Below are 21,973 nucleotides of genomic sequence, written 5' to 3'. Positions count from 1 at the left end.
TTCCGCTCCAGGATGCTCGCTTTCCGCGGGGCTGGCGGTGAGCCTCCTCGGCTAAGCCTCCGGGGTCTCACCTGTCCAGCTATTCCCGCAGGAGTCGAGCATCCTTCCGCTCCAATCAACTTTCTGAGGATGAATCCTTAATGGAAAACAATTAAAACAAGATTTTTAGCAAACAATCTCATTTAAGGTAAGTAGAGATTGATTTTCCTTTTCAGAAAAAAGAATTATTTTTTTAGTTACTTTGTTTTCTTGCGCACCTTGAAGCTCTGTCAAGAAAATTCTGTTAAAGATGGTGAGGGGAACTGCGCAGACTCCTGCGGAAATACGGGCGTGCCGAGACCCCGTCCGGCTAAGCTGAGGAGGCTCGGCCGAACGCTAGCTGCAAGCGGAGCAGTTCCCCTCACCATCCAGCATAGGCTGGTTGATAGAGCCCTGGCAGATTCTATGGTAGAAAACAACAATCTTTGCGAAAAGAGCCTTTTATATAGAGAGGGACGGACCTCCAGTCATTTCATTCTCTCCCTCCATTTATGGTACAATCAGTAGAGTCTTAAAAAGGAATTCGTAAAGGAAGATATACGTGAGTAAAAAAGCACCAGTTCAAAAAAATGATTATATAGATGAAGCAGTATTTGAAGACTTAACCCATGATGGGAATGGCGTGATGAAGATTGATGGTTATCCGTTATTCGTCCCAAATGCCCTACCAGGTGAGGAAGGGAAAGTTAAGGTCGTAAAACCGGGGAAAGGCTATGGATTTGGTCGACTGACAGAGCGAACCAAAGAAAGTCCATTTCGCCAGGATCCTCCATGTCCGATCTACAAAGAATGCGGTGGCTGCCAAATTCAGCACATGACCTATGAAGGACAGCTGCAGGCAAAAGAAAAAAATGTCCGCGATTGTTTGCAGCGCATCGGAAAGCTTCATGACGTAAGTGTTCACCCGGTTTTGGGAATGGAAGAACCATGGCGCTACCGCAACAAAGCCCAAGTACCTGTAGGGGAAAAGAACGGACGCTTTGTAGCCGGCTTCTATCAAAAACGAAGCCATGAAATCATCGATATGGACAAATGTATCATTCAGTACGAAAAAAATGATGAAGTGATTCAGCATGTGAAGGATATATGCGAGAAACTGGAGGTCCGTCCCTATGATGAGAAGAATCATAAGGGGACCCTCCGTCATATTATGACCCGGACGGCGTATACGACGGGAGAAGTGATGGTCGTATTGGTCACTCGTACGTCGGAGCTTGCTCATAAGAATGCAATCATAGAAGCGCTTGTCGATAATATTGAAGGATTAAAATCGATTGTTCATAACGTGAATCCTAAAAAAACAAATGTGATCATGGGAGATTCCACACGCGTTCTGTGGGGGGAAGAAGTGATTCATGACTATATCGGGAACGTGAAGTTTGCGATCTCGGCAAGATCCTTCTACCAGGTAAACCCTGAACAAACGAAGGTGCTTTATGAAAAAGCTTTGGAGTATGCCGATTTACAAGGAGAAGAAACGGTCATTGATGCGTATTGCGGGATTGGAACGATATCCTTATTCCTTGCCCAAAAGGCTAAGAAGGTGTATGGAGTTGAAATCGTCCCACAGGCGATTGAAGATGCGAAGAAGAATGCAGAGTTGAATGACATGACCAATGTAGAATTTCAAGCAGGACCTGCAGAAGTCGTCATTCCCACATGGTATAAAGATGGAATCAGAGCCGACGTCCTGGTAGTGGATCCTCCACGAAAGGGCTGCGATGAAGCGCTTCTGAATACCATACTGGCCATGAAGCCAAAGCGCGTGGTCTATGTATCCTGTAATCCTGCGACACTTGCCCGTGATCTTAGGATTTTAGAGGATGGCGGGTATAAGACAACAGAGGTACAGCCTGTTGATATGTTTCCGCAAACGATGCACTGTGAGGCCGTTGCGAAGATTGAGTTAATAGAATAAGCGAGGAAGAAAGCCGATGTATCTCACAATTAAAGAAACAGCCGAATATCTGTCTCTGCCGGAATCGTATATTAAGAACCTCATTCAGCAAAATAAAGTACGGGCGGTCCACGACGGAGATCAATATTTAATATACCGGGACCAATTCAATCAGCATCTGGAGCAAATGGAAAAAATGAAGCGTCAGCTTGCTGAATACTTAAGTGAACCGATTCCGGAAGATATCGATGTGAAGGATGAAGACTAGCCTTTCGGAAATCACCTAATGAAACGGGGAAATACAATGAACGGACAACAACGATCCAACATCAAGCAGGGTCTTGAAGTGGACATCGTCTTGAAAAAAGACCAAAGAACAAACAAGCTTACACGAGGGATTGTAAAAGATATTTTAACCAATTCACCGAATCATCCCCACGGCATTAAAGTCCGGTTAGAAGATGGACAAGTCGGGCGAGTGAAGAATATTATTCAATAATGTAAGGAGAGAGGCCTTTAGTGGTCTCTTTTTTTATTTAGTTTTCTATTGATGTGGAGTGACTAAGTGGTGTATCCACAATAAGGGTTACAAAAAGACCTCGACTCAAAACGGATCGAGGCCCTTCTTTTACACTTAACTAAACAATTGAGGAATGCCTTTGATTAATGAGTATACACCCATGTAAGACATGGCCATGACAATCAACGCACCGAAAATGGTCATCCAAATCGGGTGCTTGTAATCACCGACGATTTTGGTTTTATGAGCAGCGATAAGCATAACTCCTAGTGCTATTGGCAAAATCAATCCATTAAGTGCACCAACGAGGACTAAAATCGCAACAGGCTTACCTACAATGACGAATACTAGTGTTGAAACGGTAATGAATCCCACAATTAGCCACTTATGATATTTCTCTAATAGTGGGCTGAACGTTCGAATAAAGGATACCGATGTATAGGCAGCCCCTACAACGGATGAAACAGCAGCGGACCACATGACGATCCCGAACATCTTGTACCCTATATCACCGGCAGCCAGTTGGAATACAGAGGCTGGTGGGTTGGAAGGATCCAATTGAAGACCTTGTGACACAATTCCTAAAGCAGCAAGGAAAAGGAAGATACGCATGATGGAAGCGATACCGATTGCGGATACTGAGCTTTTAGTAATTTCAGGAAGTGCTTGTCTCCCTGTTATACCGGCTTCTAATAACCGGTGACCACCGGCGAATGTGATATAGCCACCAACGGTTCCGCCTACGAGCGTAATGATGGCTAGAAAATCAATGGTGTCTGGTGCAAATGTTTTCGTAACAGCTTCTCCTACAGGAGGATTTGCTGTAAACATCACGTACACTGTAAGAATAATCATGAGTAACCCGAGGATCTGTGCGAACTTGTCCATTAATCTACCGGCTTCTTTTACCAGGAAGATTCCTACTGCGACTATTCCACTGAATAATGCGCCCATTTCAGGCGAAATACCAAACAGGACATTCGTACCTAATCCAGCTCCGGCAATATTTCCAATGTTAAAGGCCAATCCGCCCAGCACTATTAGGATGGCAAGGAAGTAGCCTAAACCTGGCAAGACATCGTTGGCAATATCCTGAGCCCTTTTTTCAGAAATGGCAATGATGCGCCATATATTAAGCTGGGCACCAATATCAATGAGAATTGAAACAAGGATGACGAAACCAAAGCTTGCCGCCAGGGTTTGAGTAAATACGGTTGTTTGAGTCAGGAAGCCTGGTCCGATGGCGGATGTGGCCATTAAGAACGCAGCTCCCAACAATACACTGAAATTTGATTTTTTCTTCAAGAAGTTCGCTCCTTTTGCTGTCATGTAAATTGCTACTTAGTTGAATTTCAAGGCGATCCCTTGCTTTAAATGCCTTAATTGTCGTTCGCGATCTATGTAGAGTTCCTGGGCTTTTTCATGAGAAACCAACGTAAAGGTCAATTCCTCTCCAGGCTTTGCCTGTGCAATCAGAGGAAGATCCACTGACGCAATCTGACCGATTCTAGGATAGCCTCCGGTTGTTTGCCGATCAGCTAACAGAATAATAGGGTTCCCATTCGAGGGAACCTGAATCGTTCCAAAGGCAACCGCTTCTGAAATCATCTCAAATTCTACTTCTAGATGGAGGGACGGACCTTCCAGCCGGTAGCCCATGCGATCTGATTGAGCAGACACTTTAAAGGATTTATTGAAAAAGTGCTCCCGGCTTTCTGCTGAAAATAGATCGTACTCGTTCCCGGTCATAACTCGAATGGTTTTATTCTGGTGATACGCGGAGATAAATTCAGAAGAAATCGACCAATCAATTTCCGTGAAATCATTGTCCTCTAAATAGGGGAGTAAATAGTCAATCATATTTTCAGATTCCTTCGAAAGCGTTCCAGCTTTCAGGTTGTCACCTTCTTTTATGGAGCGACCATTCAATCCTCCAATTCCTGCTCTTACGTAAGTTGATTTGCTGTTCATGACCGTTGCTACATTAAATCCACCTGCAATCGCCAGGTAACTGCGGCAGCCGCTCTTGCATGCCCCGAATTTAAGAACGCTTCCAGCTTTGATCAATAGTGATCTTCTTAAAGGAACCGGCTTCCCGTCTATGGTTGGAGATAAGTCTCCTCCACAAATCGAAATTAGGGTGGTTTCCTGGAACTCGAGCATTGGACCCATAAGTGTCATTTCAAGAGTTGCCTCGTTTTCATCATTCCCTACCAGCAGGTTAGAGATTTTATGAGCGAGAGGATCCATACTCCCACTCACGATGACACCATATTTTTGATAGCCATACCTTCCCAGGTCTTGAATCGTTGAAAGGAGGCCAGGTTTCATTACATTAATCATTGTTCCTCCTCCAATGCTTTATATTCTTCAAATGAAATGGGAGTGAAACGAATTCGATCTCCTGCTTTTAGTAAGCTTGGTGAGTCGTCGTTATTTGGTTTGAATAATTTTAAGGGGGTACGGCCAATCAGCTGCCACCCTCCAGGTGTTTCAATTGGGTAAACGCCTGTTTGTTCCCCAGCAATTCCAACTGAGCCTGCCGGGATCTTGAGGCGGGGTGATTCTCTTCTCGGTGTCGCAATATCCGGGGACATGCCTCCGATATAAGGGAACCCAGGGGCGAATCCAATCATGTATACGAGGTAGTCACCATTGGAATGTTTCGCGATGACTTCTTCAGTAGACATGTGATTGTGGTCCGCTACTTCTTCAATGTCTGGTCCAAATTCTCCACCGTAGCAGACGGGAATGTCGACGATTCGGGAATCTGATTGTTCTCCGATTGTAAGTTGGGAAAGCATTTGTTCAATTTCTGAACAGACAATCTTGTAGGGTGATGTATTTTGAAAAGGCTTGTTAGATTCAATGATTCTGATTGGATCGTAATAAAGTGTAACGGTTGTAAAAGCCGGGATGAATTCAACAAGCCAGTCGATTGTCCGGGTTTCGAAGAATGTGGTGACGGCTTTAACTATCTCGTGTGTTTCTTGCTGTATTGAGGTTCCTAATTGTATAACGACGGCATGATCGCCCAATGGTCGTAACGTATAATTCAAAGAACTACCCCCATTCGTAATTGTATGATTATAAAAAATAGAAAATAATTATGTATGAGTAGACGTACAAATATGATTATTCAGAAATTTAAGCCATGTTGTTATTATAGTATAATTCTTTGTCTTTTCAATAAGAGGTTGGGAATTTAATGGTTCCACCAAAAATTATGGTTTGCCGTCTTGTCATTTGGTATTTGTTTTTTTGGCTCATTCGAGTGAAACGTTCGTTTCACTCGCCTTTCAGCGGGCGCAGAAAGGCGAGTCAAAAAAACAGTTAGTATTACTTTCCCTCTAGATATTGAATTCAATCATAAAAATTTCTCGAATTTCATTGTGCAATATTTGTAAAAAACTAGCATGTTTTCACGGGTTGTAAATCGTATCGCATTTGTGTTTTATGTGCTATTATTTAGTAATCCGAAATATTATCCTCCTGAATGTATTGTGAGGAATAGTGATAGATGAAGATAGGAGGTTTTCTTATGGATAAGGTAAAGGATCCTTTATGGACGAGGTCTTTTATTATGCTGATGGTAGGAAACTTATTTGTGTTTATGTCGTTTCAAATGCTGATACCGACGCTTCCGCCTTATATAAAGTCGATCGGGGCTTCAGGTTTGGAAATTGGATTAGTGACAACATTATTTTCGATAGGTGCAGTGTTAAGTAGGCCGTTCATTGGGTTTATGTTGGAGTATAGGGATAGGAAACCTCTCGTTCTAATAGGGGGGGTCTCGTTATTATTGATTACGGTGATTTATCCATTGTCCAGTGTGGTCTTCATCTTTCTTTTATTCAGGTTTGTACACGGTTTGGCGTGGGGTTGGTCCACAACGGTAAATGGGACGGCAGCCGTGGATGTGGTACCGAAATCACGTTTAGGTGAAGGGATGGGGTATTACGGATTGTCGATTACGATTGGAATGATTATAGCTCCGAGTCTCGGGATTTATTTATTCCAGGTAACGACGTTCACAAATCTGATCATTACTTCCAGTGCTCTGGGTGTTATCGCGGTTATCTTGTTAGGAATCGTTCATTACCGTACACCTCAAGTCGTCAAAGAAACGAAAAAGGAAGACTTGAAGTTTTCCTATCTGGGTTCATTAGTTGAAAAATCAAGCTGGTTTCCAGCGTTTATTACGATTATGGTGACCTTTGGTTATGGGTCGATCGTTACCTTTATCGTCATCTTTGGAGAAGAACGTGGAATCCAGCATATCTTCTTATTCTATTTATGTAATGCGATTATGGCATCCCTATCAAGACCGATTGCCGGGAAATGGTTTGATGAACGCGGACCTAAGGGTCTTGTTCTCTTTTGTATCGTGGTTACGTTTATAGGTATGTGGGTATTATCCTATGCTCATTCTGATATCCTCATCATCGTATCAGGTATTTTGTTTGGAGTTGGATTTGGATCTCTTATTCCAACACTCCAATCCTGGACTTTGTCATTAACTCCTGACAATAGAAGGGGAGTAGCCAATGGGATGTTTTTCTCTTCCATTGATCTTGGAATCGGCTTAAGCGGCTTAGTATTCGGAGTGCTTGCACAATATGTTGATACGGGTGTTTTATTCCAAATCTCAAGCTTATTCCTGCTCATTGCTTTAGTTGTAGCGATACTGGAAGGGCGCAAACAAAAAAAGTTTGTTCACCAGACATCCGCCTAGTTTGATGGCTGAACAATGGTGGTAAGTAAAAAGGACTATCTGTTTTTAAAGGCACATGCCGCCTTTAGTAACGGATAGTCCTTTCTTCTGTAATGGAAGTGATTCCTATGAATCACGGCAGAAAGTATCAATCGGAAATTGAAAAGGAAATGAAATTTTATCCCAACGAAATTCTGTTAGAATGATAGAAATAGACTAGTCTGTGAGGTTCCTTGAACAGGGGGATCCACATATAACGGAGGACATTATGACAGAAGAAAAATTACTAATGGAAAAGTCATTCTATGGAACTTTTTTAGTAGACTATGACACGAACCGTCATCCAATTGAAGTGCTTGGTCAAGCTTTTGTAGAAGAGCAGCAAAATGAGCCGTATGATTTAACGTTCATTCGCTATGCTCAGGGTGAGGTCTATTTTCATAGCAAGGACTATGAAGCGGCTATTTTCAAATGGGAAAGCATCCAGAACGAATTAGAACCTTGGGCAAAGAAGAATATCGCAGATTCTTACTATGAGCTTGGGTTGTTATCGTCAGCGGAGGATGTCTATACAGCTATCCAAACGGAAAGCACGATTTTAACGCTGGAAGTAGCCCTGCAGCTATTCTCTCTTTATACCGAACGAAATAAGATCCAGTCAGCTTATCGTACCATCGACAAAGCCATGACGATCGATCCTGATTATCCCAACGTAACTGAACTCGCCCGGGCTTTTTATGAAGAACAAGAGGACTGGAATAATGCCGTGGAACTCGCGGTTCAGGAATCGATCCGTACCCAGGATCCTGCTTGGTTCATGATTCTGAGGGAGTATGGGGATCAAGGTTTCACAACATCCTTTGCGCCTACCTATTTCTACGATTTATTGATTGCGGTTTATGAAAAGGACCGTCAACAATTTAAGGACCTCGTGTCTTCTCTATGGACAAGTTACAGAAGCAATCCGGTCGCCCATATTGAATGGATGCTGACGGTCAATACAATCTTTGAATATGTAGAAATACTCCCGAACGAATCATGGGAGGACATCCTATCCCAATTCCAAGAAGCATACGTAGGGTTCCTAGAAGGCAACTACTTAGTGAAAGACCTGGAAGGCTTTATGCCAAGCATGCTGAGCAACTGGCTGAAAGTGAGCAGGGATCATCAACCACTTTTCCCGGCAGCTGCCGTATTAGCCTGGAATGATGTCTTTTCTTACAGCATAGAACAGATGGTGACGGATGAGGCGGAAATGATTCTGCTGGAAGGAGACTCCTATCAAGCCCGCTTTGAAGACATTATACTGTTCTTAAATAAAATTATTGATTGGTCACAACGAAATGATGCTTCTGTAGGTTATAAAACAAAATGGATTGCAGAGCAGTTAATGGATTTGAGTGAACACCACTTATTAATCGCAGGGAGTGGCTCAAGCGGAAAGTCTTCCTTCGTTCAATCTGTTTTAGGTGAGAGCGTCGGCGAGGCTGAAGACTCCACCATCATTTATAGCTACCATGATCAGCAGGTAGAAGTGAAGGAAATTCACGATCATGGAGTTCACAAAGTAGAGAGCATCGCTGATTTTGAAGAGCTGATGCAAAGAGAAGCATTCGTAGAATATAAGCTCCCGTCTGAGTTTCTTAAGAAAAATGGAAGTGCCATTATTGATGTTCAAAACGGCCAAAGGCATCTGGATGATCTAACAGCCTTTTATCCTGTAGCTGATGGATTACTGTATGTCTTGAATGCCGATGCCCCGTTTAATGGAGAGGACAGACAAACCTTAAGAAAATTAACGGAAATCGGACAACCTGTGAACGTACATTTCTTATTAAATAAGATGGACAAAGTATCTCATTCCGACCGTACAGAAGAGATCATTGAATCAGCCCGAAACAAAGCCCGGGAATGGTTCCCGGAAGCAGAGGTGTTACCATATTCATCCCTGGAAGCCGTTCATCTGCAACGACAGGATGTTCAGTCCTTCCTAAAGAAACAGTACTTGGTGAATGGAAACGTGCTCAAAGCGGAACGTGGAGCCAAATTATTTTACCTGGTCAGAAAAACATTAAGAGATCTTTACTTAAAACGTAAGAATCGTGAAAATGAATTGAAAGAGACAATCGAGAAGAATGAAGATATCCTGACACGATTGAACGGCTTTGAAAACTACTTGAGTGACATGCAGAGCGATAAGGTATCAGTCATTAAGGATTCTTTCCATAAAAAGAAAGAAGCGATGAAGAAGGAAATCTCTGAGAAAATTCCTAGTATCCTTAGCGGCTGTTCTGATCTGATCAGTGAAGAAAGTGATTTCAAACAGATCCATACAGAGTTAAATGAAGCGATGAATACGCGAATTCAAGGGTATATCCAAGATGATCTCATGCCCCGTTATGTCAAATCTCTTGAGGAGTGGCTTGGCTTTTCAAAGCAAGAGCTTCAAGACAGCCAGAACTATTTAAATGAGATGAGTGAAACCTTCAACGAGTTATTCGGTAAGGATAAAGTCGTATTGCAATGTGATTTCCAAGTAATGGACGACTGGCGCCGGGATGTAAGCAGAATGGGCACGAGAGCCCAGATTGATAAGGAGAATATTCTATTGCGCTTTAATCCGGCTCAGTTCCTATTAAAGAGTGCCGGGAAGCTGTTAGGTGTATTACCTCAGAATAAGTCGTTACTCTACAATCAATACAAGCGCTATTTAGAGAACGAAGATTATCAGGATATCACGGCATCTGTCGTGAGTAAATTCTTCCTTCAGTTTGATTTGTTCGAAAAATCATTGCAACAGGATGTTCACTCTTTCTTTGCAGAGCCATTTAAACAATTGGACGTCACAATTAAAGATACAGTAACAGATATTGCAAGCGACAAAGAAACGCTAAAGAAAATGAAAGCAAATCCGGAGCGATATTTCGACCCGATCACTTTATTCGAAGTGAAACTGCTTCAGCATGAATATATGGTGAAAGCGAGTTATAAAGCTTCTCATCATTATTCTTAATAAAAAAAGACTGATTCTAGAGTAGGGGTGGTTGCCCCGCGAGAATCAGTCTTTTTATTTTGCGTCCATCTTCCTACACCTGCAAAAATTCGCTATTTTCCTGAATCACATCAGCGATGATCCGCTCAAGGGAATTTTCAGTATGGATATTGGAGAAATCCAATCCTAAATGGATGGCTGTCTGGGCTACTTCCGGACGAATCCCTGTGATGACACTCTTTACTCCAAGTAGTTTTAAGGCATCGATGAGATGGAAGATTTGCTGAGCGACCATGGTATCAACCAATACCACACCGGATAAGTCGATGATCAACATGGATAAATGTGCATCGGCACTTTGTTGAAGGGTTGCTTCTAATATCGTACGGGCACGTGTCGTATCGATTTCTCCAATGATGGGAAGGAGTCCAACCTCAGAAGTTAAAGAAATGACAGGCGTACTTAATTCCTTAATCAGGTTAGACTGTGCTTGGAGTCGATTCATTAATATGTTCAGGAACGTGGAAGTGAACGTTTCTAACACATAATCCAATGCGAAATTGATCTTTCGTTCCCACTCAAATACTTCTTTCAACTGGATGTTTACGTTCGATTCTTCCACAAACTTTTCGACATACGTCCAATACACTCTTCTGAACACACTTGAGTTACGAACAACCTCATCGAGAGTCGTATTGGATTTACTTCGATCTGCAGCTGTTTGTGAAGTCCAGTTATATATCAATTCCTTTGACTCTCCTTGAGAAAGTAACAGACATTTGGCGATGATCTTCACATAATTAGAATTTTGTTCTTTTATTTTGTTGTGTACCTCTGTCGGAGAATCAGGAGAATAGTGAGATCCGGATTTTATATTCTGGAACTTCAACCAGTCTTCAGTGAAATCTAAGGCATGATCAACTAAGTATTCATATAAATCAGACGAATGTGTATCCATAAACTCTCCCTTTAAACTTGGCTTATACTCTTATTCTGAAACCTATAGAAGGGACTGTCAATGTTAAAGGTTGAAATGACAAAAAACAAATAAATTAAATACTTCTTTTGGTATGCAAAAAATACACAAAAAAATCCATACTAGTAGATAAGGATTAGTCTGAATACTAGTAATCTTCTAAAATTTATTGGTTTTCTAGTAAAATATATGTATAATTATAATTATTAGAAAATACAAACAATTTAGGGGGCCAATGATGAAGAAGAAAGTAAGAGGATTATTTCTAGTATTAATGATTGGAATGGCAGCAATCATGACTGCCTGTGGAAGTGAAGAAGCAAGCGGAGATAAAAAAGAAAAGCTTGTAGTGGGAACCGATGCAGCCTTTGCTCCTTTTGAATATATGGATAAAGGGGAAATTGTCGGATTTGATATTGATTTTTTAGGGGCCGTTATGAAAGAAGCCGGTTATGAGTACGAAGTGAAGAACATTGGATGGGATCCGTTATTTGCAGCAGTTCAAGGCGGCAAGGAAGTCGATATGGGGATTTCCGGGATCACCATCAATGATGATCGTAAAGAAACGTTTGATTTTTCCAATCCTTACTTTGAATCCACTCACATGATCATGTTTGGCGAAGGTGTGGATATCAAAAGTGCCCAGGACCTGAAAGGCCTGAAGATCGGGGTTCAAAATGGAACGACAGGTCAGGCGGCAGCTGAGAAAATAGTTGGGCAGAACAGCCCTGATATCTCTAAATACGAAAACAATGTAGTAGCCATTACGGCATTAAAGCAAGGTCAAGTCGATGCTGTTGTAACAGATAATACGGTTGTAAATGAATATGTGAAAAACAATCCGGATGACAATTTCAATACAGTGGAAGATCCGGAAAACTTCGAATCTGAATTTTATGGCTTAATGTTTCCGAAAGACAGTGAGTTGAAGTCTGAATTTGATAAAGCGGTTAAAGAAGTGATTGAAAATGGAACATATGCTGATATTTATAAAGAATGGTTTGGTACAGAACCGAACACTGACGCTTTATTAGAACAAGCAGAATAAGGGAACAAGGGGCGTAGTGAAAGGGATGATTTTCTTTATTGATTTTAAAGAGGATTGTTACTTCTTCACCTGCCCCTTTTATATGAACCTAATTACTACTATTGAAAAGGCAAGCGGGATAACGCCGTTACCGAGACAAAAGGAGTTATGATATGCTGGATTTCAGATGGGACATTATTGGGGAATACTTACCTTTTTTTCTAAAGGGAGCACTATTAACAATCGGTTTATCGGTGGGAGCCATCTTTTTAGGCTTAATCTTCGGACTGCTGATGGGGATATTCAGAATATCCCCTTACCTTCTAGTTCGAACACCTTTCATTTGGTACATAAACTTTTTTAGAGGAACGCCATTATTCGTACAGATTTTACTCATTCACTTTGGTGTGATGCCAATGATCATGTCGGAAATTAATCCGGCAGTGTCTGCATTAGTGGCATTATCGTTGAATGCCACTGCGTATATCGCCGAAATCTTCCGTGGGGGCATTCAATCCATTGACCGGGGTCAGATGGAAGCGGCCAGATCTTTGGGAATGACCAATATCCAGGCGATGAGGCATATCATTATCCCTCAAGCATTCAAGCGGATGATTCCACCACTTGGAAATGAGTTTATCGTGTTACTGAAAGACTCTTCCCTGGCAGCGGTCATTGCTGCTCCAGAGCTTATGTACTGGGGCAGGGCCATGCAGGGGCAATATTATCGTGTATGGGAACCGTACCTGGCAGTCGCTATCATATATTTAATCCTTACTCTATCTCTTACGTATCTACTAAACTATATTGAGCGGAGGATGGCAACCGAATGATTAAAGCAGTGAATCTTAAGAAGTCCTTTGGAAAATTAGAAGTATTGAAAGATATTAACGTCAATATCGAACCGCAAGAAGTGGTTGTAGTTATAGGGCCATCGGGTTCAGGAAAATCAACGTTTCTGCGTTGTTTGAACCTTTTAGAATCGATTACCGATGGTCATGTCTATATTAAGGACCGGGATATAACTGCCAAACAAACAGACATCAATAAGGTCCGAACCGATGTGGGAATGGTTTTTCAACAATTTAATCTGTTCCCTCATAAGACGGTGATCCAGAACATTATGCTCTCACCGATGAAGGTAAGGAAGTGGCAAAAGAATAAAGCGGAGCAGAAGGCATTGGAACTACTTGAAAAGGTGGGGCTATCTGAAAAGGCTTATGTGTACCCAGACTCCTTATCAGGAGGGCAGAAACAGCGGGTCGCCATTGCACGGGCACTTGCCATGGAGCCTGAAATCATGCTGTTCGACGAGCCTACTTCAGCCCTTGATCCTGAAATGGTAGGAGAGGTGCTGGAAGTAATGAAACAACTGGCGAAGGAAGGTATGACCATGGTGGTCGTAACCCATGAAATGGGATTCGCAAGAGAAGTCGGGGATCGTGTCATCTTTATGGACGGAGGGTATATCGTGGAAGAAAACCTGCCGTCTGAGCTTTTTGGTAATCCGAGACATGAACGAACCCAGGCGTTTTTAAGTAAAGTGCTATAATGGAGGCATTGTAAGTTACATATTCTTTCAAACGCAAATGATTACAAGAACGACAAAAGGAGCCCTTAAACAAGGCTCCTTTTCCTATGCAGTCTGTGCATAAACGATCGAATACAGCTGCTTCCTTGCCCGGTGAAAACGGGTTTTGACGGTGGAAGGAGAGAGGTTTAGCTTTAAAGCAATCTCCCCATCACTAAGATCCTGTGTCACTTTCAATGACATGACTTCCTGCTGAGACAGTGGCAGCCTCTTAATATTTTCCTGAATACTGCTCTTAAGAAACCGTGCTTCAATTTCCATTTCCAGAGGGTTATAATCCTGTATTGATTGAACCTCTTCTTCATCTTCCAAATAGACTTCATTGCGTTTCGATTCTTTTCGGATGAAATCGATTGCTGTACATCTTGCGATAGAAGTGAGCCAGGACTTTGTTTTCGTCACATCGAGTAAAGTATCCATCTTGATGTAGGCTTTGAGAAAGGTTTCTTGAACGATATCCTGTGATAGATGAGCATCCTGTGTAATAGTATAAGCGATATGGTAAATCAGTTTATGAAATTGTTCAAACATCTCCTCTAACGTGAGAGGAGATGTTTGCATTTGTAATATGTCCATATGTGGTTCACCTCGACTTTCTATTGTCAATTGTCCGTTTTACTCTTCAGGAATGAAGGTGTATCTTCAGCCTTTAATCCTCGCACTTCGACATTTCCGTGGGTTTTATACTTGATGATCACCATATATTCATTGGTCATCTGGTTGTATACTAATTGATCCATGATGGCTTCTAAGTGTTTGGAATCCGTTATTTCGATCCCTTTGCTTTCTTTCTTTAACTCCAGGGCTGCGGCATCTGGATCCATGTCGTTGAACAGACGGTTACGGTAACGCTCTTGATCGATCACGTACATCCACTCAACGTCAGATGTAGTTACCCTTATATCTTCAAGGTATCCATTCTCCTGTAGCCAAGATTCGAATTTCTTATCGTTATTACGTACCCCTACATGGATCCACTGATTCTCTGAAAGAAGTAATTCAACGTTATAAAGGTTCACTCTGTCGCGATCTTCAAACGTATCATTATAGGTTTCTTCTGTTAAAATCCCGATGGCTTCATTGATTTGTACCGGATCGACAATACTTATACTCTGTCTATTCCCCAAATCAGAATAAATAGATAGTTTGTCTACCTTGCTTGAATCAACGGCGAAGATTTGCTCCGTCGTTTCTTTATAATTTTTCATTTCATAAAGTGAAGCATACTGGGATTTGAAATCGTCTATATTCACTTGGTAGTTCCTCACCAGCTTACTGCCATTTTTCATCTTGTAATAGAAAAAGATTTGCTCGCTACCGTCAGGGGGAAATTCATTCTGATCTTGGTTGTTAAGGATTTCCTCATGAAGGTCCAGAACCGCTTCAATTGTTTTAGCTTCGCTTATGAATGGTTCATCAATGAGTGATTCCGGATTGTCTGTCAAGGAATAGTAGCTTGGGCTTACATGCACTTTTTCTACATCTTCAAATTCAGGAATCTTCTTTTCATATTGGAATAAGTCGAACTGAATGAATAAACCGATAAGAGAGATGACCACGGCAAACCCGGCAAAGCCCTTCCAATGACGGAACACTCTCCAATGTTTTTGTAAAACCATTTCTGCAAGATAATAGCCAATGAATGAACCTATAAAATAGCCGAATAAGGTCCATCCCGACTCTTGATAGATTCCATTAAAGTACATACCGCCAACGAGCATGAAACAGAAAGCGACTCCAAATTTGAACAGGGGTCGGAGGACAGGAAATACAATGGCAAGTGATGCTGCTTCTACTTTTCTCGTTTTATATAATACATACGATAAAACATAGAGTAGGAGAGTGATAGCTATGAATAATGTCACATCTAATCCGGAAAAGATTTTATTCTCAAGATATACGGCCTTGATGACTGGGGAATATTGTTCAATTTGGATATTGAAGAAATACTCCTCTGGAAATCCATATAATAGATTTTTTAAGCTAAAGCATACGAGCATAAACATTCCAGCCGGTAATAAGAGCAGGATGTAAGTCATTATTCCTTGTACAGCTGTTAGTCCCGTTATCATGGCCACAAAGGTAGCGGCTGTGAACAGAAGGGTGTTCATAATGATCGTGATGCCGCACCATATGAAAATGTCTTGAACACTAATAAATTGATGAAGATCCGTTAATGAATAAAGGGAAAGTAAAATCGCTGTATTCAGTACAATTGGTATGATGAGAATGACAAATCCTGTAACGGTAAAATGGTAAAACAATTTGCTTCGTGTCAGCGGAAGGCTATGCATAAAGTCTGCAGCCTGCTTTACATGTAAATAACGGAAAAGGAAAAGGGATAAGATGACTGGAACGAACAGCATCAAACCCATTTGGATCGGGTATTGCATTTTAAATAGGTTCTCGTAAATGGCAATTGGATAGGGCTGATTGTCGTTGGATAATTTACCGATAATGTCAACCGGCAAAGAAAAGAGAAGTCCGATAAAATAAACGATCCCTATCCACCCAACATTCCGAAGGCTTTGAATGATGACTTCCTTATTGATCCATGATGTTTTGGATGGCATATCCGACGTCCTCCATTTCATAAACAAATATTTCCTCAAGGGTCAGCGGTAACATATCAAAAATCACCGGATGATAAGGCTGGATTATGCTTCTCACATGTTGTTCGTCACCCCTTACGATGCAGAGGGATACGCTTCCCCTGGTCTCTTCGTGCAGAAGGTCAAGCTCGGTAAAGAGATTCTGAGGCGTCTCGCCTTTGAAGGCCAACTGAACCTTATGAATCCCGGATTTCAAATCATCAAGCTCTTTCTCCAGTAAAAATCTCCCTTGATGCAAAATTCCGATATGATCACACATATCTTCCACTTCACGCAGGTTATGAGAGGATATAAGTATAGTCATCTCCCGGTTGGCAACTTCTGTGATCAGTACGCTTTTTACCTTTTTACGAACGACAGGGTCTAATCCGTCAAGGGGTTCGTCCAGAATGAGCACTTCCGGTTGAGTGGATAATGCAAGAATGAAAGCTGCTTGACGTTGGACGCCTTTCGAAAACTTATGAAGCTTTTTGTGAGGATCTATCCCAAATAGGCAGGTAAGAGATTTATATTGATGCTCACCCCAACGGCTATAGGTGCTTTGATAAAATTTTGCCATTTGATTTAAGGTATAGTGAGCGAAGAAAAACGGTTGATCAGGAATGAATACCAGGGTTTCTTTCGTTTGGACATTTTCATAGACCGGTTGATCTTTTAAATAAATGTCACCGCTTTCGGGCTTCAGAACTCCAGAAATGATTTGAGTAGTGTCGTCTTTCCTGCACCATTCGATCCGAGCAGTCCATAGATTGATCCTTTTTGAACAGAGAAGGAAACGTCATGAATGATTTTAGTACCTTCAAAGGATTTACTTAATGTTTTAATCTCTATCATCAGATTGATTCCCTCCTACAGATGCCTCGATGTCAGCAATCATCTGCTTTAAATCTTCAGGCGTGATCCCTAAATATAGAGCTTCAGACAAAAGTTTAGACAACTCTTCTTTTACTTTCATGATTTTCTCCGCGTTTTGAATGTGACTTGATGGATTAACAAAGCTACCCCGTCCTTTCACAGAATAAATGAACCTTTGAGTTTCAAGTTCCCTATAAGCTTTTTGGATTGTGTTTGGATTTATGGTCAGCTGCTGAGCCAAGGCACGAACGGAAGGCAATTGTTCGTCAGGCTTCAACACCTCATTAATGATTAACTCTTTTAATTTCTCGACTAATTGTTCATAAATGGGCTTTCGACTTCTTAAATCAAGTTCAAACATATCCACCCTCCCAACTGAATAAAGTGTACTATGTGTCTTAATACAGTTAAAGTATATAACAAGTTCTACCAGTTTGGGAAGTGGGGAAATAAAAATTATTTCGGAAGGGGATGCAGCGCAAAGAATAGGAAGGTAAAGCGGGTAAATTCCATTATCATCTGACCATATAATGGAATTTATGTTAGCATATAGGCATATCTAAAGAAAAAAGGGGATTCATATGGAAGTGCGAGAACCGATATTGTCGATCAAGGATTTGAAGAAGAGATTTGGGAGCAAGGAAGTGTTAAAGGGTGTCCAGCTGGATGTGTATAAAGGACAGATCATCGGTTATATTGGTCCGAATGGTGCAGGGAAAAGTACGACCGTCAAGATCATCCTTGGCCTTGAAGAAGAATATTCGGGGCAGGTGACGCTATTCGGTGAAGATATATCTACCAGTTCCGTAGAATACAAGAAACGGATCGGCTATGTGCCTGAGATGGCGGATCTTTATGATAACCTGACAGCAGAAGAATACCTCACTTTCATGGGGGAGTTATATGGAATGGAAAATGAAACAGCCAAGAAGAAAGCGGAGAAACTCATCGGATTGTTTGGACTTTCCGAAGTATATGAGTCGAGGATCGCGTCTTATTCAAAAGGGATGAAGCAGAAAATCCTGATCATCTCGAGTTTATTACATAATCCCGATGTATTATTTCTGGATGAGCCCATCAACGGGTTGGATGCCAATTCGGTTATGATTTTCAAAGAGCTGCTCGCCCAGCTTGCCGCGCAGGGGAAAACCATATTCTATTCCTCTCACATCATGGATGTTGTGGAAAAAATCAGCAACCGCATCGTTCTTCTGCATAACGGACAAATCGTGGCAGATGGAAGCTTTGAAGAATTAAAGAATCAGAATATGGAAGGATCCCTTGAGGAAATCTTCAATCAATTAACCGGATTTAATGAACATAAGGAAACGGCAGCGGAAATTGTTTCTGTTGTGCAAGAGATGTAAGCATGAAGGAATTTCGTACACTTCTGTTTCTGGACTGGTTTCAAGGGTTGTTTACAAGGCTTGGATTCGATTACCGGTTATTGAGAAAAATACTTCAAGTCAAACTTACGATGGATCAAAGGCGCGTGCCTACGATCTTTCAGCAGCAGGGAAGGAAGAAGGGGAAGGATGAGAATCGCTTTATTAAATCCCTTTGGGTGTATGCTTTGTTTGGATTATTCGTCATTCCCTTCATTCTGATGGGAGATCAATACATCTTTCAAATGAGTATCACCTTTACCGTGCTCATTTTCATCGTGATGACCTCCATGATTTCGGATTTCTCAGTTGTCATCCTGGACATCCGGGACCATACGATTCTCTTTACCAAGCCTGTCGAAAGAAAAACCATCAGCCTGGCTAAAACGCTTCACGTATTTATTTATCTGTTTTTCCTGACAGGTTCTTTGACAGCGATTCCTTTGGTTGTAGGGTTGATCAATCATGGTCTTTCATTCTTTTTACTATTCCTCTCAGGGATCATTCTGATGAACATACTCATTGTGGTGTTTACGGCCATGCTCTATTATTTCATTCTCCAATACTTCGATGGGGAAAAGCTGAAAGACATCATCAACTATGTTCAGATCGGATTATCCATCGGACTTGCAGTGGGATACCAGATTGTGGCACGGTCTTTTGAATTTGTCGATTTAACGATTTCTTTTACACCCAAGTGGTGGAATATCTTTCTGCCTCCCATCTGGTTCGCAGCGCCGTTTGAATGGATGCTGAACGGTAACCACCAGGTGATGAACCTGATTCTTTCATGTATCGCGGTACTATTACCAATCATTGCCCTTATCGTTTACGTGAAATCATTGCCGACCTTTGAGAAGAATCTTCAGAAATTATCTTCACATGGCGGTAAAAAGAAGAAAGCTTATTTCCGATTCGGGGATGGTATCATAAAGGTATTGTCCAAGTCGAACGAAGAACGGGCGTTTTATCGATTGGCCCATTATATGATGAAAAATGAAAGGGAATTTAAGTTAAAGGTGTATCCTGCCCTTGGATTTGCCATTATCATGCCGTTTATATTCATCTTCAATGGGTTAATGGAAGGATCGAGGGTAGAATTACTGACTTCAAGTATGTATCTATCCATCTATTCAAGCTTCATCGTCATTCCCACTGTAGTGATGATGCTCAGCTATTCAGGGAAATACAAGGGATCATGGGTTTACAAAGTAGCACCTGTTTCTAGCAGGGCTTCGATCTACAAAGGGACATTGAAAGCATTCCTTATGAAGCTGTTCCTTCCTTTGTATGCCTTGATAAGCATTGTCTTTATCATTCTATTTGGTTACCGGGTGATCCCTGAGATTGTCATCGTCTTTATTAGTGCCTGTATATTTACTGTTATCTGTCTCAGCTTAATGAGGGGAGCACTGCCTTTTTCCGAAAGCTTCGAAGGCGTCCAGCAAAGCGACAGCTGGAAGGTCCTGCCGTTCTATCTTATCGTGGGTGTGTTTTTGGGTCTGCATTACCTGTCTCTGCAGGTTCCGTTCGGTATCCCTGGCTATCTCGTCATATTATTGGTCGTCAATCTGATCTTATGGAAAACAGCCATTAGGGATCAATAAGAAGTACGTCTCTGTCTTTTTTTTAGGCGGGGACGTTTTTTGTCATGGTATGTTTGTCTTATGCTTGTCGGGGCTGAACGAGCCGCCTCCACTTTAGGTTTCATCCAGCTCCGGCGGCTAGAGCCGCCTCCGCTTTAGGGTATACCTTGTATGGGAGTTTGGAAGTATAAATGATGTACACAAATTTGATATGAATGACATATATAGAAAAATGATGGGCTATGGTAAATAGGTAGTATGACATTTCCTTTGACAAAGAAAGTTTTCTTGATGCAAGATGGTAGTATTCAAAATTGTTGGTCGGAGGAGAGTGGTTCGTATGTTTATAGACTGGTTAAGTGGATTTAATCCAACTGTGCAGGCGCTATTCGGTGGTCTGGTCACTTGGGGACTGACTGCACTTGGAGCAGCCGCGGTTTTTTTCTTTACCAAAATTGAAAAACATACATTGAATATGATGCTCGGGTTTGCCGCTGGTGTCATGATAGCGGCATCGTTTTGGTCACTTCTTGCTCCGTCGATAGAGTTCAGTGAGCAAAATGGTCAGATTCCTTGGCTCGCCCCTGCTATTGGTTTTTTACTTGGCGGCCTTTTTATTAGATTATTGGATTTTGTTGTACCTCATTTGCATCTCGGGAACTCAGCGGAAAAAGCCGAGGGACCTCCTACTAAATTTAAAAAATCAACCTTACTATTTCTTGCGATCACCCTTCATAACATCCCTGAAGGTTTAGCCATAGGTGTGGCTTTTGGGGCTGCGTCAATGGGACTTGGTGACGCAACATTGGTAGGGGCAATCGGGCTTGCAATCGGAATTGGCATACAGAACATGCCTGAAGGTGCAGCCCTGTCCATTCCATTGCGCGGAGAAGGGATGTCACGTCTGAGATCCTTCAACTATGGTCAGCTTTCAGCCATCGTTGAACCCATTGCTGCCGTAATTGGTGCAGCTGCTGTCCTATTAGTACAGCCATTGCTTCCTTACGCACTTGCTTTTGCTGCAGGGGCAATGATTTTCGTGGTAGTAGAAGAGCTGATCCCAGAGTCTCAATCCTCTGGAAGTACAGACTTGGCCACACTGGGACTCATGCTTGGATTTGTAGTGATGATGATTCTAGACGTATCGTTAGGTTAATAAAAGTAAGCATGCGGCTTAGAGCGCATGCTTTTTTTATTTCTAAAGATTGTATAATGGTATAAAGGGGGCGAAAGTGTGAAGATTGGTCTAGTGAGGCATTTTAGAGTAACAAGAGGATATCCTGATAGATTTGTGACATCCGAAGAGCTAATGAAATGGGTAGAAGAGTACGATGAGTCTGATGTAGAAGAGAATGAGGTTGATCTTCATGATATTGAATGGAAGAAGTGCTATGCAAGTGACTTAACCAGGGCAGAAGTAACTGCTCGAAAAGTCTATGCCGGGGATATCGTATCGTTGAAGGAACTGCGGGAAATCAGACTATCTCCCTTATTCAGTTACAAAAGAAAGCTTCCACTGTTTTTACATTTGTTTATGATCCGGGTAGCCTGGTGGTTTAATCATCATTCTCAGCCTGAAAGTAAGAAGGAGATCCTTAAAAGAATCAACGGGATTGTCGATGCGATCATACAAGAGGGTGAGGACGTTCTCATTGTAGGCCATGGCGGGATTATGATGTTTATGAGAAAAGAGCTGATTAAACGAGGTTTTAGTGGCCCTAAGTTTAGAAGGCCGGCAAACGGGAAGCTATATGTTTTTAAAGACAAAAAAGGATGATT

The 21,973-nt window shown here is 41.7% G+C and carries 19 protein-coding genes and 1 pseudogene; 12 read left to right on the top strand and 8 right to left on the bottom strand.

Annotation, left to right across the window (positions count from 1 at the left end; all coding sequences use genetic code 11):
- The first annotated feature begins 580 nt into the window (after positions 1-580).
- The 3 genes from rlmD to F0342_RS02890 are packed head-to-tail and all read left to right on the top strand — an operon-like array spanning position 581 to position 2,435.
- Positions 581-1,957, top strand: coding sequence for a 23S rRNA (uracil(1939)-C(5))-methyltransferase RlmD (gene rlmD / locus F0342_RS02900; protein WP_149154531.1), 1,377 nt, complete (start codon positions 581-583; stop codon positions 1,955-1,957).
- Positions 1,958-1,973: 16 nt separating this feature from the next.
- Positions 1,974-2,204 carry an excisionase family DNA-binding protein gene (locus F0342_RS02895; RefSeq protein ID WP_149154530.1) on the top strand — a complete coding sequence of 77 codons (231 nt, stop codon included), beginning with the start codon at positions 1,974-1,976 and terminating at the stop codon, positions 2,202-2,204.
- Between the two features lie 36 nt (positions 2,205-2,240).
- Positions 2,241-2,435, top strand: a complete 195-nt coding sequence (locus F0342_RS02890) for a YwbE family protein (protein WP_149154529.1) — start codon at positions 2,241-2,243, stop codon at positions 2,433-2,435.
- 135 nt (positions 2,436-2,570) lie between these two features.
- On the opposite strand, the gene F0342_RS02885 is transcribed toward F0342_RS02890, so the two are convergent.
- From F0342_RS02885 to pxpB, 3 genes are read right to left on the bottom strand one after another with little or no spacing between them, the layout of a single operon-like run.
- Complete coding sequence (locus tag F0342_RS02885) at positions 2,571-3,785, bottom strand: NRAMP family divalent metal transporter (protein ID WP_262481610.1); 1,215 nt, start codon at positions 3,783-3,785, stop codon at positions 2,571-2,573.
- Positions 3,786-3,797: 12 nt separating this feature from the next.
- Positions 3,798-4,799 (bottom strand): 5-oxoprolinase subunit C family protein, encoded by a 1,002-nt coding sequence (locus tag F0342_RS02880; RefSeq protein ID WP_149154527.1) that lies wholly within the window; start codon positions 4,797-4,799, stop codon positions 3,798-3,800.
- On the bottom strand, positions 4,796-5,515 hold the full coding sequence (pxpB, locus tag F0342_RS02875) for a 5-oxoprolinase subunit PxpB (protein ID WP_149154526.1): 720 nt from the start codon (positions 5,513-5,515) through the stop codon (positions 4,796-4,798). The genes F0342_RS02880 and pxpB overlap by 4 nt, the downstream gene beginning before the upstream one ends.
- Before the next feature lie 482 nt (positions 5,516-5,997).
- On the opposite strand from pxpB, the gene F0342_RS02870 reads away from it, so the two are divergent.
- Together F0342_RS02870 and F0342_RS02865 are read left to right on the top strand one after the other, a co-directional pair.
- Positions 5,998-7,191, top strand: coding sequence for an MFS transporter (locus F0342_RS02870; RefSeq protein ID WP_262481609.1), 1,194 nt, complete (start codon positions 5,998-6,000; stop codon positions 7,189-7,191).
- Positions 7,192-7,438: 247 nt separating this feature from the next.
- Positions 7,439-10,183, top strand: coding sequence for a GTP-binding protein (locus tag F0342_RS02865; protein WP_149154524.1), 2,745 nt, complete (start codon positions 7,439-7,441; stop codon positions 10,181-10,183).
- A gap of 73 nt (positions 10,184-10,256) precedes the next feature.
- Here F0342_RS02865 and F0342_RS25610 read toward each other — a convergent pair whose 3' ends face one another.
- Positions 10,257-11,120: an STAS domain-containing protein gene (locus tag F0342_RS25610; RefSeq protein WP_149154523.1), complete on the bottom strand. Its 864-nt coding sequence runs from the start codon at positions 11,118-11,120 to the stop codon at positions 10,257-10,259.
- Positions 11,121-11,376: 256 nt separating this feature from the next.
- On the opposite strand from F0342_RS25610, the gene F0342_RS02855 reads away from it, so the two are divergent.
- The 3 genes from F0342_RS02855 to F0342_RS02845 all read left to right on the top strand — a co-directional run bounded on the left by F0342_RS02855 (position 11,377) and on the right by F0342_RS02845 (position 13,717).
- Positions 11,377-12,186 (top strand): basic amino acid ABC transporter substrate-binding protein, encoded by an 810-nt coding sequence (locus F0342_RS02855; RefSeq protein ID WP_188048372.1) that lies wholly within the window; start codon positions 11,377-11,379, stop codon positions 12,184-12,186.
- A gap of 155 nt (positions 12,187-12,341) precedes the next feature.
- On the top strand, positions 12,342-12,998 hold the full coding sequence (locus tag F0342_RS02850) for an amino acid ABC transporter permease (protein WP_188048384.1): 657 nt from the start codon (positions 12,342-12,344) through the stop codon (positions 12,996-12,998).
- Complete coding sequence (locus F0342_RS02845) at positions 12,995-13,717, top strand: amino acid ABC transporter ATP-binding protein (RefSeq protein WP_149154520.1); 723 nt, start codon at positions 12,995-12,997, stop codon at positions 13,715-13,717. Before F0342_RS02850 ends, F0342_RS02845 begins: the two co-directional genes overlap by 4 nt.
- Before the next feature lie 84 nt (positions 13,718-13,801).
- On the opposite strand, the gene F0342_RS02840 is transcribed toward F0342_RS02845, so the two are convergent.
- From F0342_RS02840 to F0342_RS02825, 4 genes and pseudogenes are all read right to left on the bottom strand, one after another.
- Entirely contained in the window at positions 13,802-14,332 is a 531-nt protein-coding gene (locus F0342_RS02840) for an RNA polymerase sigma factor (protein WP_149154519.1), read from the bottom strand.
- Between the two features lie 26 nt (positions 14,333-14,358).
- Positions 14,359-16,329 carry a DUF6449 domain-containing protein gene (locus F0342_RS02835; protein WP_149154518.1) on the bottom strand — a complete coding sequence of 657 codons (1,971 nt, stop codon included), beginning with the start codon at positions 16,327-16,329 and terminating at the stop codon, positions 14,359-14,361.
- A pseudogene (locus F0342_RS02830) lies at positions 16,301-17,202 on the bottom strand (ABC transporter ATP-binding protein). The gene F0342_RS02835 and the pseudogene F0342_RS02830 overlap by 29 nt, the downstream one beginning before the upstream one ends.
- Positions 17,189-17,584 (bottom strand): GntR family transcriptional regulator, encoded by a 396-nt coding sequence (locus F0342_RS02825; protein WP_149154517.1) that lies wholly within the window; start codon positions 17,582-17,584, stop codon positions 17,189-17,191. Before F0342_RS02825 ends, F0342_RS02830 begins: the two are co-directional and overlap by 14 nt.
- A gap of 220 nt (positions 17,585-17,804) precedes the next feature.
- Here F0342_RS02825 and F0342_RS02820 point away from each other — a divergent pair, with 220 nt between their 5' ends.
- The 4 genes from F0342_RS02820 (at position 17,805) to F0342_RS02805 (ending at position 21,971) form a co-directional block, all read left to right on the top strand.
- Positions 17,805-18,590 (top strand): ABC transporter ATP-binding protein, encoded by a 786-nt coding sequence (locus F0342_RS02820; protein WP_188048371.1) that lies wholly within the window; start codon positions 17,805-17,807, stop codon positions 18,588-18,590.
- A gap of 2 nt (positions 18,591-18,592) precedes the next feature.
- Positions 18,593-20,215, top strand: coding sequence for a hypothetical protein (locus tag F0342_RS02815; RefSeq protein ID WP_149154516.1), 1,623 nt, complete (start codon positions 18,593-18,595; stop codon positions 20,213-20,215).
- A 319-nt stretch (positions 20,216-20,534) separates the two neighbouring features.
- Positions 20,535-21,350, top strand: coding sequence for a ZIP family metal transporter (locus tag F0342_RS02810; RefSeq protein ID WP_149154515.1), 816 nt, complete (start codon positions 20,535-20,537; stop codon positions 21,348-21,350).
- Between the two features lie 78 nt (positions 21,351-21,428).
- Positions 21,429-21,971, top strand: a complete 543-nt coding sequence (locus tag F0342_RS02805) for a histidine phosphatase family protein (protein ID WP_149154514.1) — start codon at positions 21,429-21,431, stop codon at positions 21,969-21,971.
- Positions 21,972-21,973 lie beyond the last annotated feature (2 nt).

Origin of the sequence: Bacillus sp. CH30_1T (assembly GCF_008364765.1) — a bacterium.
Classification (GTDB): domain Bacteria; phylum Bacillota; class Bacilli; order Bacillales; family Bacillaceae_B; genus Rossellomorea.
The sequence above is the reverse complement of the archived record's forward strand: the minus strand, read 5'-3'. Positions and strand labels throughout refer to the sequence as shown.